Raw genomic sequence first — 13,657 nt, 5'->3', positions numbered from 1 at the left:
ACGAATCTATGAAAACGATTGCACAACTCATAATTTTATTATACATTTATTTGAGAAGGAAACAATCTATTTTTTATAAATATTATAAATATTAAAATTTTTAAATGTTCTTCTCCTTCTATGCTCACTACATTGAGCATCCATATTTAAATTACTTGGAAGTAAAATAATTCGTTTTAAAGGAGATGTATAATGGAGAAAACTGCTATTTTTCACCGTCCCACCGATAACTTTGCTTGTTTACTAGATGATCGAACACTACAATTAAGACTTAAGACAAAAAAAAATGATGTTACTTCTGTTTCGTTAATATTTGGTGATCCTTATATTTGGAGAAATGGCGAATGGCAATTTTCTAAAATGCCTATGAACTTAATAGGAAACGATGGTTTACATGATTATTGGGAAACTGAAGTATTTGCAGCAACCAAACGATTACGCTACGGCTTTCAGTTAACTTCTTTAACGGAGGAAACAATATATACAGAAAAAGGTTTTTTTGACAGTATACCAACTGACAGTGATTATTATTTTTGTTTTCCGTATTTACATGAGAATGAACTGTTCCAAGCACCCCAATGGGTAAAAGACACTGTTTGGTATCAAATATTCCCAGAACGTTTTGGCAACGGAAATCCTTCTATTAATCCCAAAAACACAAAAGCTTGGGGCAGTGAACCCCCTGCAGTTAATAACTTCTTTGGTGGTGACTTCGCCGGCGTAACAGCACATTTAGACCACCTCACGGATATAGGGGTAAATGGTATTTATTTTACTCCAGTATTCGAAGCCTCCTCCAATCATAAATACGATACGATTGACTATATGGAGATAGATCCTCAATTTGGGGATGCAGATGCATTAAAAGAACTAATAACACAATGCCATAGCCGCGGCATTAAGGTAATGCTGGATGCCGTATTTAATCATAGCGGTTATTACTTCCCTCCCTTCCAGGATGTCCTAAAGAACGGAGAAAGCTCACTTTATAAAGATTGGTTCCACATCCACAGCTTCCCCGTTCTAGGAGGAGAAAAGCCAAACTATGAGGCTTTTGGTTTTGTAGATTCTATGCCCAAGCTGAATACTGCTAATCCAGAAGTTAAAAAATACTTACTGGAAGTAGGTACCTATTGGATCAATGAATTTGATATTGACGGTTGGAGACTTGATGTTGCAAACGAAGTAGACCAACCTTTCTGGCGCGAGTTTAGAAAAACTGTTAAAGAAGCAAAACCGGATGTTTATATTCTTGGAGAAATATGGCATGATTCAATGCCATGGCTAAGAGGAGATCAATTTGATGCGGTGATGAATTATCCCTTTAAAACAAATGTATTAAATCTTCTGGCAAAAAACAGCATTAATTCAAAACAATTTGCAGAGAATATGAGTAAGGTATACTACAGTTACCCGAAATCTGTGTTTGATTTCACTTTTAATCTTGTTGGTAGCCATGATACTGCTAGAATTCTTACAGAATGTAATGATAATATTAATATAACGAAACAAGTATTTACTATTCTTTTAACCTTTATGGGAACTCCATGCATCTATTATGGCGATGAAATAGGCCTTACAGGTGGCCAAGATCCTGGCTGTCGTGAGTGTATGGACTGGGATGAAAATAATCACCAGCTAGAGTTAAAAAATCATATCCAGACGCTGATAGCACTACGAACTAAAGAAAAACTACTTGCCAATGAAGGCTCCATAACATTCGTACATCCTACGGAGGCAAATGGTATATTTGGGTATAAAAAGCACAACGCTACCAAAACAATTATCGTCTTACTTAATCCTAGTTCCGAGGAGCAGCAATATGCACTGGATCGGGACCAAAAATATAACATACTGTATAGTTCTGGGTTAGTAATAGAAGGTTCTAATGTCAGTATTTCTACAGAAGGATTTGGAATTATCGAATATAACCTCTAAAAAAACAAAAGTATAAGTGCCTATATCATTCCCGGCGAACACTAAAAAGCAATAAAGGCATAATTTGCCTTTATTGCTTTTCTAAGGTTATTCGTGGGGTCAGGAGCTGAAGACATAAGGAAAAATGGGCAAAAATTACACCCCAATGACTACTGATCAATTTCAGGGATGCTAGTTGGTTGTGACGAAACTCATGACTAACTGGTACCCATTATTTTAGAATAATTTTTAATTAATTCTAGTTTACATAATATTATTATACGTAACCAAAAATATATATTTAACATGGAAAATTTATCCTCATTCTGCAGTAGTATGTTTTGCTTGTTGAAGGAAGTTGAATGGGTTATTCTCCATTACATTTTGTATTTCTTTGTCTTCTACATGCGTATAAATCTGAGTAGTGGAAACGCTCGTATGACCTAGTATTTGCTGAAGACTTCTAATATCTGCTCCATTTTTGTACATGATTGTTGCGGAAGTATGCCTTAACTTATGAGGCGTTATACTTCCTTTGTTTAACCCTGATGCTACGTTGATTTGTTTCACTATTTTAGCTACCGTTTGTCGAGTGAGTCGTGTGCCTTTTTGAGAAAGAAACAAGGAGTTATTTGTACTCGCGCCTTTTATGTATTGTCTTTCCTTTTCTTTATAATGTTGGATGGATTGGAGACAAGTGGAGTTCAAGAATACCGTTCTTTCTTTATTTCCCTTCCCCACAACATGTAATACATTTCCTTGTATGGAGTTTATATTTAAGCTACATAATTCGGAAACACGAATTCCTAAGTTTAAGAAAAACATAATAATACTATAATTACGATAATAATGACTCGTTTTCTTTATACCAGTGATGAACTGTATTGCCTCATGCTGATCCAAATAGATCGGTGTTTTTTTTGCTATCTTAGGTGATTCTAGCTCTTCTGCAGGATTATAATCTAATAATCTTCTTTTCCCTTTTAGGTATTTAAAAAACGATTTAATAGTTGCTGCTTTGCGAGCACGTGATGGGGCGCTATTTTGGCGCTGTACTTCACAATACTCCTGGAAAAGGTAGATATCTTCGAGCGTTATCTTTTGGATAAATTCAGGATCCACTTCCTTAATACTAATGCTTTGTATCTCGGTTATTGGTACATCATTTTCAACTGCTAATAAAAATCGGAAAAACAAAGTTAAATCATATTCATATTCTTTTCTCGTTCGTATTGATTTGCCTTTAATAGTCGTTAAATACACTAAAAAATCTTTCATAATTTTGGGCAATTCCTTTTGCATCAAACCACTTCCTCTACTACTTATATTACCACAAAATAAGGTTCCCAAATATGTATTTGGGAACCTTATTAAAATTCACTATGATTTTTCGTCGAAAATACATTTTTTTACCGTGACAATTACAAATATTAGGATGCTTTACATTAGCTCTGAGAGCGTTTTAACTTTTTCTTTGCTTATCATTGGTCATAACTCATCTCTAATTCGACTTTGCATAATCGGGGTCTTTTTTCAGCTTTTTCTTTCTTAATTGAAAAACAATGGTTGCTAATAGCGGGAAAATTAAGCCAATGACAAAAGTTATGGCAATTGCAATCTCTTCGTCAAATTTATATTGATATAAAATGTTCGGGAAAATGATAATAGAAAAGACTAGGATTATTGCTCCGGCCGGGAAAGTTAATACTCGGTATTCCTTTATATTCAATAGTTTACTTAAAGCCAGCACACCTGTGTAAAAATAAAGTGTAACTTTAAAAAATAGGGCAAGAGTCCATAAAAGAGCCATTAAGCCTTCTATACGTGTTATAAAGTCTCCTACATTTATGACTTTCGCTAATGTATAACTTGGATATACTTGATGCGCGGTAGTATTTGAACCAAGTACGAAAATACAAAGCATCGTAATTGTGATAATTACAGCACCACCAATTAAAGTGCCGATATAGAAATTTTTTCTACACTTTTTAATATCGCTTACAAATGAGGGAAAGATCATGAATAAGACAATGGCGTTAATACTTGAAACTGCCGTAACCTTGAAAGATGAATTTAAAATAGAAGTAATATGAGCCTGAAAAAAGGGTTCTAAATTAGCAAATTGGATTTGAGGTGATATACTCACAACTAGGATCATAAATAATAACAAGAAAAAGAATAAAAATATTTCAGCAGAACGCGCGATAGTTTGAATACCTAGACGAACCGCCAAAATAACAATAAGAACCATTAAAAGATTTATAAATGTTATAGGTGTCTCGGGATACATTTGTGTAATTAAAAAAATACTTGACTGTGCAATAAGTGCCGAAGCATAAAGGAAAGCCATTAACACGAATAAGATAGAAATTAACTTCCCTATCAATTTTCCGAATATTTTTTCATTTACTTCGGTATAGGTTAGTTTAGGAAACCATAAACTAATTGTTGTAAAAAACCAGACAACTAATAGTCCTAAGAGATTACCGATTATTGCTGCGATCCAAGCATCTTGTTTTACTGCAGTTGTAAGTGTAGAAGGAATATAGAGGATACTTGAACCTATCGTAAAAAAAATAACTAATACTAAAAATTGAAATGGCGTTATTTTATCTGTCTGCATCCCTCTCCCCCCCCCTCATGCTTTACTCATTTATTTGACAAGACTTTCGAATGATTTCTCCATAATTGTAAACAGATCAACAGGGCTAGGTATTTTAATACCAACTGCTAATAAAATTAATAAAGTTACTCCTATAGATAGAAGTACTGAATAGACAATCAATTCTTTTTTTTGTTTGTTCTTCCACATAGTTGGCACATCAATCAAGACAACAACAACAATTACCAATAATATTCCAATTACTTTTACCATACTGTTTTACTCACTTTTCTTTCTTCACAATTGGATTTAAAACCGAACCAAAGTGACTAATTTGTACCTTAACTTCTACACTTACTGGTAATTCAGCAAAAATTTCATCCCAATTATCTTTTACTTTTTTCCATTGCTGTGGGTTTGATTTGTATATAGCAGCCCCAAAACCAAAAATGTCTGATTGATATTTTTGTTGAACTACTTTAATTGTTTCTTGAATATCATTTTTTACCACTTTCTCATATTCCTTTTGCAGCATTTCAATAGTTTTTTCCTTCGTTAAATCAATGTCACAACTAACCTCACCTAAATTTGCAACGATGTTCACTTTGATTTCTATTTCAGGATTATTACTCGTTGTTTTACTTTTTATCTTTGAGTTATATTTTTTAGTATGAATAGAGACTTCCCCCCCGTCAGGGCATGAAACTAATCCAATAGTACTTTTTACTTGATTTGTTGCCTCGTTAAAACCTCTACTTTCCTGCTCGTCTAACCACCCAACTAGTTTATCTTTTTTAAAAACAGCTAATTCTTTAAATTTTATCTTAGCATCGGGAATTATCATTTCGACATTTTGTTTACTTGAGCCTTTCTTTGGATCTCCTAGTATCTCGACTCCAGTTAGTACGCCTTCTTTTCCATCACGTTCTAAATTTGTTTTTAGTTCAAAAAAGTTTACAGCAACTGTACTAGAGTAGTTAGCTTCTGATGTGTGTAGAATATTATAGAGTTCATTTGACGGAATTTGTTCCAAGGAGGTTTGTACATTTAATATTTCCTTTGCATCCCTTCCTTTAGAAACAATCATATAAAAGTCAGATCTAATTTCCCATCCACGTGATAAAAAATCTACAGTAGTTGCAATTCCTTCCTTTGCCAATTCTTCACTAATTACCACTACTCTTAGATGTCCCAAGTAGATAATCCGTGGGGACACTTGAGTGAGTTTTCGAATGGCTTCATTGACTGATTTTCCCGATGCTTCATAGAGTGTAACTGGAGAACTTCCCATCCCGCCCTTCATCGATAATTCAGTTGGTAAAACAACTTGAGCCGCAACATGATATTCATCGTCTTTTTTATCAATGGATATTGCAGTTGCAATGGCTAAATCATTAATTTCTCGCTTATCCCAACAACCCGTGAGCAATAAACTGATGAAAATGATACCTATAAGATGTACAATCCTTCTAACCATTTTGAGACCTCTTCGAGTGAGAGCTTTTTTGGAAATTTACTTTTGTACGGCGCTGCCTTACTCTATTCTTAGAAATATAAGGTGGGCGTGTAAGTAAATCCCATATAGGAAATCGAACTATACTATCCTTGAGTCCAGTTAGATTTAACGGAGCTAACGGTGTCATATAAGGAACACCAAAGGAACTAAGGCTACATACATGAAGAACTAATGCGATAAAACCGATAAGGATACCATATAAGCCAAATGATGCTGCTAAAGCCATAAATATAAATCGTAAAATCCGTCCAGCAATAGCAATGTCAAAAGATGGAGAAACAAAACTAGAAATGGCGGTAATAGAAACAACAATTACCATTGCAGCAGAGATAAATCCAGCCTCTACTGCAGCGGTACCAATTACAAATGCACCAACTATGGACATAGCGGATCCAATAGCTCTAGGCATCCTTAATCCGGCCTCTCGCAAAATTTCAAACGTAATTTCCATAATAATTGCCTCTACGAATGCAGGAAATGGGACTCCTTCTCGCTGGGCGGCCAAACTGATTAATAGTGCTGGCGGTATAATTTCATGGTGAAATGTGATTAAAGAAATATAAAGCGCTGGGACAAGTACGGAAACACCAAATGCAACAAATCTAAGTAACCGAATTAAACTAGCCATCACTGTACGTTGATAATAGTCTTCTGAAGACTGAAAGAACTCTGTAAATAGTGCAGGTACCATTAATACGAAAGGTGTCCCATCCACTAAAATAGCAATTCTGCCTTCTAGTAAACCTGCTGCCACAGTATCTGGTCGCTCTGTATTAAATACTGTTGGAAATACAGTTAATTGCGAATCTTGTATAAACTCTTCAATATTCGCACTTTCCATAATGCCATCAATATCAATACGATTCATCCTATTACAAACTTCATCCACTACATTTTGTTCAGCTACACCATTTATGTACATTATGGAAATATTTGTTTTACTACGCCTACCGACTTCCTTACTAATCATCCATAGATTTTCATCTTTGATAATTCGACGAACTAGTGCAGTATTCACGCGTAAGCTTTCAGAAAACCCCTCCCTAGGACCTCTGATAACCGTTTGTGCTGTTGGTTCTGTGACTCCTCGACTTTCCCAGTATTTGTTACCAATGATGAATCCACTTGAAAAGCCATCTATTAAAAGAATTACATCCCCAGATAATAGAGAAGTGAATAATTGATCAAATTCACTTACATCCTTTAATTCTCCTACTGTTAACGCAAAGTCCTTGAACAAAGTTAAAACAGGGGAATCCGCAGTTAAATTATTTTCAATATCTGTCTTTTTTATATCCATCATTAAAGTTTCCATGATAAAATTTTGCAGATTTTCTGAATTACTTAAACCATCTGTATAAATGATTCCAACCTTAATATTTCCTTCAGTACCCATTTTAACTTCACGAACAATAATATCCGCACTCTCGCCAAGTGTTTTTTTTATATATTGTATATTCTCTTTTAAACTTTTTTTTAATGAACTACTTTCTTCAACACTTTTAGGCTCACTTTTACTTGGAGGTGAAGGTTGAATAACGATTTTGCGTTTCTTTTTAAATAAACTCATATTCTTCCTCACTTTCCATTAAATTATGTTCTTACCGGAAAGTGTTCCCAGTGCTGAAATTTTTATTCAACACTTATCTTTCATCATGAAAAAAACGAGAAATTACTTTTAAATACAAAAATACCGAGAGTTGTGATAACTCTCGGCTTTTGATTTATTCTTATACTTTTATATGTTGTTATTTGGATAAGTAACAAGTGTATCTTGTTATCTAATGAATATTTCGTGCAAAATTACCATCTACTTCAATCGTTTGTGTAATATTAATGAATGCTTGCTCATCATGTTTTCTAACGATTTGTTTGATTTGCGCCGTTTCATAACGAGTAACGACCATCAATAAAATATACTTTTTCTCTAGCGTATAGCCACCATAACCTTCTGTCACTGTGACGCCACGATAAATGCTTGCTAACAATTCCTGACGAATTGGTTCAGCGACCGTTGTTATAATTTGCATAGTTATTTTTTCATGATTAGTATAGATTGTATCAATCGCTTTACCAGTTAAATATATAGATAATAAGGTGTAGAGTGCTATTTCCCAGTTGAATATCATTCCTGAAATTAGCACAATCACACTATTCATTCCTGTGAGTAATAGTCCAACACTAAAATTACTTGAGCGAGAAATAATAATAGCTATTATATCCATCCCACCAGAAGTACCCGAGTATTTCATAATAAGTCCTATTCCCACGCCGCCTAAAGCTCCCCCAAATATAGCTGATAGCAATATATTATCTGTAATTGACTCTGCTGGAATTACATAAAGAAATACAGATAACGATAACACACACACGAGTGTGTTGAGCGTAATTTGTTTCCCAAGCTTGTAATACCCTAATATCAAAAGAGGCACATTCATAACAAAATTGAGTATACCTGTATCAAACGGGGTTATCAATCCTACCAAAATAGCAATCCCACTAATTCCACTACTTAAAATTTCATGCGGCACTAAAAATGCATTAAAGGCAAAAGCAATTATAAAGGAGCCTACTACTACAATTAGATTTTTTAACAATAGACTGCTCCTTTCCTTCCATAAAAAAACTCGCCCACTAAGGACGAGTTTTTCTTCTACTAGAATCTTCTCTTCACAAATGATATAAGAAACAATTTAACAAAGATTAGGGTGTACGTCAATATATTGGTTTTTTTTCTTTGTTAATCTCCCTTTATAATAGAAATAACTCCATTATCTGTTCTTAAATCGATTATATTCTTGCCTTTACCAAAAACAGTTTTTTCATTAGCAGAACCAAAAATATTAATTCTTCCATTGTCTATATCCGCCTGAATAGTTGCATTTTTTGGTTCCGTCGTCGTATGAATATTTATAAGGCCATTATCGGTTTTGAAAGAGATGTTCCGCTCTAAATTATCCGTCACCATGGTAATTTGCCCGTTATCTGTTTTGGCTTCTACATCTCCGGATACATGGTGAAAGTCAATTTTTCCATTATCAGTTTTTACATAGACCTTTTTACTTTCCAGGTCCTCTAGCACTATTTTTCCATTATCAGTTTTGATATCGACATTGGCAATTTGAAGATTATTTACGGTAATTTGCCCATTGTCTGTTTCCGTTGTTAACTCTTCGTACTTTTCATCTGGAACAGATACAATAATTTTATTGTGAGAAGTATTTAATCCAATATTAATGCCGCCAAAAAATTTCTTTTTCTTTTCTACATGTAAAGTATTGCCTTTAACATATGCCTTTATTTTACTAGATGTGCCCTTTTTATTTTTAAATTCAACTTTTCCTTTAGAATCCGATGATTGAACTACTTCAATGGCTGTATTGTCGCCTATAATTTCTATTTTCGTGAACTTTTCGGCTATCTCAATTTCTTCTGATTTTTTGTTAGATCCCCCTGAAATATTCATCCCGATATTAATAGCTGCTCCTAAAATTATGACAATAATTGCGATGACACCAATCTTTTTTATACTCATTTCCGCAACCTCCTATTTATTTACCTTATACAGTTCATTATATAGATATGGATACCATTTCCTATGGTCTTCAGATGGGAAGTTCCCTCAGCCTTAAGATGTATTTGTATTAACCTGTTTAAGTTCTATGTAATTTAAAGGCACTTTCTATATGGCAGTGCCTTTAAAAATGAAAATTATGCTCTTACATTTTTTAATACATTTATCGCAAACATAATTACACTAAACACTACTAACACTCCACCAGTCGCTACGAATATAGTCGCTTGCTCATTTTCTGCTAATATTAATACAGTTAGTGCAACCATCATTAAAGGAATCCCTATATTGGCACTCCAAAAGTGAAGTTTTGCATATATATTTTTAGAAATGACAGGAAATAAATGATAGATAACTCCAGCAAGTGCAAACGATGTCCAGCCTAACAGATTAATGTGTACATGAACCCCTGTTAAAGCATAATCATGCGCCATAGACATATACATTCCTAAGCTAACCCCAATTGTAAAATAGACAACCGAAATTTGGATCAACCTTGCTCCCATTTTCTTCTCCCTTCGTATGATAGACTTTTTAAGACTCTATATTCTATGCGTAGTAGGAAGTGATTACGATGAAGGACCTTCTTTGAAAAAGGTATTTCTTCTTTGAAGTCGAATACTATATGGAAAGGAGTGTTATTAGATGGATATAGTTAGTACTCTATTTGGACTTTTCTTTATTGTGTTAATTGCACGCATTACTTACAAAATGATCAAAAAGAATCGTTTTCCTCCTATGAATTATCAACCTTTCGATGATGCAATGTCTGGAATCGATCCGGAGGAAAAGCATAATAATCAAATGTTAAGAGATACGAAGCATGAAAAGAATTATGAAGAACGTACTTCTCGATCCAAATAACGCTTATCTATTTTTTGTAGGCAACGAGCGTATGTTTTACTCCAAATCCAGCGTCCATATAAAGGGCAATTGCTGCTTTATTGCTAGACTCCACACTTAAGGTGATTTCTTCTATTGCATCATATGAAAATAAATGATGTAGTGCAGCTTTCATTAGTTTCTTTGCTACCCCTTGCCCTCTGTAATCTGGAGAAACTGCAATATATTCAATTACTCCTTCTCCGTGAAGTGGAGAAGCTTCCACATACACGTACCCCTTTAACTCCATATCGTGTTGGATGATAAGCAAAAGATTGTCTTTACTTATTCGCAATAGAATCTGCTCACTACTATAATATGTATTTGGAAAAGCCAGATGATGAAGCTCGCTAAATGATTTCTTAAAAGAAGAGTCATATGTTACGACATGTAGATCAATTCTATCTGCTATATAATCTCTTGAGGCCTTTAATATGAGATGGTGGCCGTTTTCTATTCCATCCATACGTCCAACAAATTGTTTCATAAAAGTGTTTTTAGAGTTTATAAAGAATTGGTATTCATCTAATTTAAAAGGAATTGTATTCTCTAAAGTTTTCCATAAGTCATCGGCAATTTGAAGCTTATCTTTCCCATTTCCGACAAATGGTCCCCATACTTCCGCACTTCTTTTTTCTGCATCTATATCAAATCCTAATGCACCAACTAGATGATCTTCTTCGTATGCAACCACAAATGATTTCTCTATGCCTATATCCGAAAAATCATGGGAAAGTGTATCAAAAATCTCTTCTTCTTCTTCTCCACAATAACCAATATGTGAAGCATCAACACTATTCATCTTTTCTAAGAAAGCCGCTAATTGGTGTAAATTATTTGGAGGTCCTACATAAATCATCTACATTTCTCCTTTTTCCCGATACCATTATCAAAATATTTTATCATTTATATAATGGTAATGATATACACAAATGGTAAATTGACCTGCTAATCTCATCGAAAATTTTTGACAACGCTTGTGCATTTCTATATATTTACTAATAGACCAGTTTGTATAATTTGTGAGGTGATTTAAAAGTGTCTGAGAAAAATAATTCAAAAGATGTTCTTATTGAAACTGCCTCTCGCCTTTTTCGATTAAGAGGCTACTACGGAGTAGGGCTTAAAGACATTCTTGCGGAAAGTGGAATTCCCAAAGGATCACTTTATCATTATTTTCCGGATGGAAAGGAACAGCTTGCCATTGCAGCAATTGAATATACAAAAGAAATTGTTATAAATGAAATTCAAGAATTATTTGATGAAATTGAAGATCCTATCAATGCATTTCAAATACATTTAGATCATTTATCAGAAATCATTGTAAATAGTAAAAACATAGGTTTCCCTATTGGCACAATAGCTGGCGAAACCCATTCTACGAGTGAGCCGATTCGTATAGCTTGTCAATTAGCCTTTGCAGAATGGCAAGCAACTTATCAGAAAAAATTGCTTCAGTCTGGATATGACAAAGAACAAGCAACGGACTTGGGGATTACTGTGAATTTAATGATAGAAGGTGCTATTCTTTTATCTTTAACGAGTAAAAGTAATAAACCGCTTGAAGTAGCTAAAAAGCACATAACAATATTATTAAGTAAGGATTAGTTTAAATTCATCCAAATGTATGAAGGTCTATATAGTTATTAATTGGAGGAATTTGTTCATGATTGAAAACGCACCCCAGCAAGAAAAACAAGTATTTAAAACAACCCCTATTTTAATTTCATTTTTAATAGCAGGGTTTGTCGGATTATTTAGTGAGACAGCATTGAATATGGCACTAGGAGATCTAATAGCAATATTCGATATTAGTCCATCCTCCGTTCAGTGGTTAACAACTGGTTATCTATTAACACTGGGAATATTAGTTCCTGTTTCTGGATTTATCATGCAATGGTTCACCACGCGACAATTATTTATTGCTTCTTTACTATTTTCTATAGTAGGAACATTCATTGCAGCGGTTGCACCTAGTTTCACTGTGTTATTGCTATCACGGGTTGTACAAGCAATAGGGACTGGATTATTATTACCATTAATGTTCAATACTATTTTACTCATCTTCCCTGTTCACAAAAGAGGGGCAACAATGGGTCTCATGGGATTGGTTATCATGTTTGCACCAGCCATTGGTCCAACTATTTCAGGTTTGGTTCTTGAGAAACTTACTTGGCATTGGATTTTCTGGATCTGTTTACCATTTCTTTTCATTGCTTTGTTGTTCGGTATAAAATTCGTAGAAAATGTAACAACTGTAACGAAACCGAAAATAGATATACTTTCTATTATTTTATCAACTATTGGTTTTGGCGGAATTGTGTACGGCTTTAGTAGTGCAGGAGAAAAGGGTTGGGGCAGTGCAATAGTTATTTTTACAATCGTTGTCGGCCTTGTTTCACTAGTTTTGTTCAGTCTAAGACAGTTCAAAATGGAAGTACCAATGATTAACTTACGTGTCCTAAAATTCCCAATGTTTACGTTAGGGTTATTAAGTGTATTTATAACCTTTATGGTAATTATGTCTTCCATGATTCTGTTGCCATTATACTTACAAACAGGACTTGCTTTAGCTGCATTTACAGCTGGACTCGTACTTCTACCAGGGGGTGTCTTAAACGGACTTATGTCTCCTTTAACTGGTCGTCTATTTGACAAATATGGTCCTAGAGGCCTTGTTACTCCAGGGTTTGTCATCATGATTATCATGTTATGGATGCTATCCAATATTACAATGGACACTTCTATATTTATGGTTGTTGTGATGCACTCAGTTCTGTTTGTTGGAATATCAATGGTTATGATGCCAGCACAGACAAATGGTCTTAATCAGCTTCCGAGAAATCTGTATCCTGATGGAACAGCATTGATGAATACATTACAACAAGTATCTGGTGCAATCGGTACAGCCGTTGCGATTACAATTATGTCGACTTCTCAAACTGCTTATTTAAAGAATGCGACTGATATACTGGATCCAGAAACATTGAGTGCTTCATTAACTGCTGGTGTACAAGATGCATTTATATTTGGTTTAATCCTAGCAATCGTAGGATTAATCATGTCTTTATTTATCAAAAAGGCATAGATAAAATAAATGATAAACCCCATTCTATGAGCTAGTTGCTCAGAATGGGGTTTATTTTACCTTACTTATGCTTTTTAT

General features: G+C 34.3%; 13 protein-coding genes. 4 read left to right on the top strand and 9 right to left on the bottom strand.

Annotated features, from left to right (window positions below; translation table 11 throughout):
• The first annotated feature begins 192 nt into the window (after positions 1-192).
• Positions 193-1,938 (top strand): glycoside hydrolase family 13 protein, encoded by a 1,746-nt coding sequence (locus MKX53_RS08740; protein ID WP_340910677.1) that lies wholly within the window; start codon positions 193-195, stop codon positions 1,936-1,938.
• Positions 1,939-2,238: 300 nt separating this feature from the next.
• Here MKX53_RS08740 and MKX53_RS08735 read toward each other — a convergent pair whose 3' ends face one another.
• From MKX53_RS08735 to MKX53_RS08700, 8 genes are all read right to left on the bottom strand, one after another.
• The gene (locus tag MKX53_RS08735; RefSeq protein WP_340910675.1) at positions 2,239-3,219 is read right to left on the bottom strand and encodes a tyrosine recombinase XerC; all 981 of its coding nucleotides are present in this window, start codon (positions 3,217-3,219) and stop codon (positions 2,239-2,241) included.
• 199 nt (positions 3,220-3,418) lie between these two features.
• The gene (locus MKX53_RS08730) at positions 3,419-4,540 is read right to left on the bottom strand and encodes a GerAB/ArcD/ProY family transporter (RefSeq protein WP_340910673.1); all 1,122 of its coding nucleotides are present in this window, start codon (positions 4,538-4,540) and stop codon (positions 3,419-3,421) included.
• Between the two features lie 30 nt (positions 4,541-4,570).
• On the bottom strand, positions 4,571-4,792 hold the full coding sequence (locus MKX53_RS08725) for a hypothetical protein (RefSeq protein WP_340910671.1): 222 nt from the start codon (positions 4,790-4,792) through the stop codon (positions 4,571-4,573).
• 10 nt (positions 4,793-4,802) lie between these two features.
• Positions 4,803-5,996, bottom strand: coding sequence for a Ger(x)C family spore germination protein (locus tag MKX53_RS08720; RefSeq protein ID WP_340910669.1), 1,194 nt, complete (start codon positions 5,994-5,996; stop codon positions 4,803-4,805).
• The gene (locus MKX53_RS08715) at positions 5,989-7,605 is read right to left on the bottom strand and encodes a spore germination protein (protein ID WP_340910666.1); all 1,617 of its coding nucleotides are present in this window, start codon (positions 7,603-7,605) and stop codon (positions 5,989-5,991) included. Before MKX53_RS08715 ends, MKX53_RS08720 begins: the two co-directional genes overlap by 8 nt.
• A 211-nt stretch (positions 7,606-7,816) precedes the next feature.
• Complete coding sequence (locus MKX53_RS08710; protein ID WP_340910665.1) at positions 7,817-8,632, bottom strand: YitT family protein; 816 nt, start codon at positions 8,630-8,632, stop codon at positions 7,817-7,819.
• Positions 8,633-8,775: 143 nt separating this feature from the next.
• Positions 8,776-9,570, bottom strand: a complete 795-nt coding sequence (locus tag MKX53_RS08705; protein WP_340910664.1) for a DUF4097 family beta strand repeat-containing protein — start codon at positions 9,568-9,570, stop codon at positions 8,776-8,778.
• Between the two features lie 176 nt (positions 9,571-9,746).
• Positions 9,747-10,115, bottom strand: a complete 369-nt coding sequence (locus MKX53_RS08700; protein WP_340910662.1) for a cytochrome-c oxidase — start codon at positions 10,113-10,115, stop codon at positions 9,747-9,749.
• Positions 10,116-10,254: 139 nt separating this feature from the next.
• Here MKX53_RS08700 and MKX53_RS08695 point away from each other — a divergent pair, with 139 nt between their 5' ends.
• Positions 10,255-10,473, top strand: coding sequence for a hypothetical protein (locus tag MKX53_RS08695; RefSeq protein ID WP_093534264.1), 219 nt, complete (start codon positions 10,255-10,257; stop codon positions 10,471-10,473).
• A 7-nt stretch (positions 10,474-10,480) separates the two neighbouring features.
• On the opposite strand, the gene MKX53_RS08690 is transcribed toward MKX53_RS08695, so the two are convergent.
• Positions 10,481-11,350 carry a GNAT family N-acetyltransferase gene (locus MKX53_RS08690; protein ID WP_340910661.1) on the bottom strand — a complete coding sequence of 290 codons (870 nt, stop codon included), beginning with the start codon at positions 11,348-11,350 and terminating at the stop codon, positions 10,481-10,483.
• Between the two features lie 179 nt (positions 11,351-11,529).
• On the opposite strand from MKX53_RS08690, the gene MKX53_RS08685 reads away from it, so the two are divergent.
• Both MKX53_RS08685 and MKX53_RS08680 read left to right on the top strand, forming a co-directional pair.
• Positions 11,530-12,099, top strand: coding sequence for a TetR/AcrR family transcriptional regulator (locus MKX53_RS08685; protein ID WP_340910660.1), 570 nt, complete (start codon positions 11,530-11,532; stop codon positions 12,097-12,099).
• Between the two features lie 58 nt (positions 12,100-12,157).
• Positions 12,158-13,579 (top strand): DHA2 family efflux MFS transporter permease subunit, encoded by a 1,422-nt coding sequence (locus tag MKX53_RS08680; RefSeq protein ID WP_340910659.1) that lies wholly within the window; start codon positions 12,158-12,160, stop codon positions 13,577-13,579.
• Positions 13,580-13,657 lie beyond the last annotated feature (78 nt).

Origin of the sequence: Psychrobacillus sp. FSL K6-4615 (assembly GCF_038008225.1) — a bacterium.
In the GTDB taxonomy this organism is placed as follows: Bacteria; Bacillota; Bacilli; order Bacillales_A; family Planococcaceae; genus Psychrobacillus; species Psychrobacillus psychrotolerans.
The sequence above is the reverse complement of the archived record's forward strand: the minus strand, read 5'-3'. Positions and strand labels throughout refer to the sequence as shown.

Bases quoted from the DNA above. Each gene is read 5' to 3' on its own strand.
- MKX53_RS08720 (WP_340910669.1), bottom strand. From the start codon at position 5,996: ATGGTTAGAAGGATTGTACATCTTATAGGTATCATTTTCATCAGTTTA.
- MKX53_RS08730 (WP_340910673.1), bottom strand. From the start codon at position 4,540: ATGCAGACAGATAAAATAACGCCATTTCAATTTTTAGTATTAGTTATT.
- MKX53_RS08690 (WP_340910661.1), bottom strand. From the start codon at position 11,350: ATGATTTATGTAGGACCTCCAAATAATTTACACCAATTAGCGGCTTTC.
- MKX53_RS08705 (WP_340910664.1), bottom strand. From the start codon at position 9,570: ATGAGTATAAAAAAGATTGGTGTCATCGCAATTATTGTCATAATTTTA.
- MKX53_RS08700 (WP_340910662.1), bottom strand. From the start codon at position 10,115: ATGGGAGCAAGGTTGATCCAAATTTCGGTTGTCTATTTTACAATTGGG.
- MKX53_RS08725 (WP_340910671.1), bottom strand. From the start codon at position 4,792: ATGGTAAAAGTAATTGGAATATTATTGGTAATTGTTGTTGTTGTCTTG.
- MKX53_RS08680 (WP_340910659.1), top strand. From the start codon at position 12,158: ATGATTGAAAACGCACCCCAGCAAGAAAAACAAGTATTTAAAACAACC.
- MKX53_RS08740 (WP_340910677.1), top strand. From the start codon at position 193: ATGGAGAAAACTGCTATTTTTCACCGTCCCACCGATAACTTTGCTTGT.
- MKX53_RS08715 (WP_340910666.1), bottom strand. From the start codon at position 7,605: ATGAGTTTATTTAAAAAGAAACGCAAAATCGTTATTCAACCTTCACCT.
- MKX53_RS08735 (WP_340910675.1), bottom strand. From the start codon at position 3,219: ATGCAAAAGGAATTGCCCAAAATTATGAAAGATTTTTTAGTGTATTTA.
- MKX53_RS08695 (WP_093534264.1), top strand. From the start codon at position 10,255: ATGGATATAGTTAGTACTCTATTTGGACTTTTCTTTATTGTGTTAATT.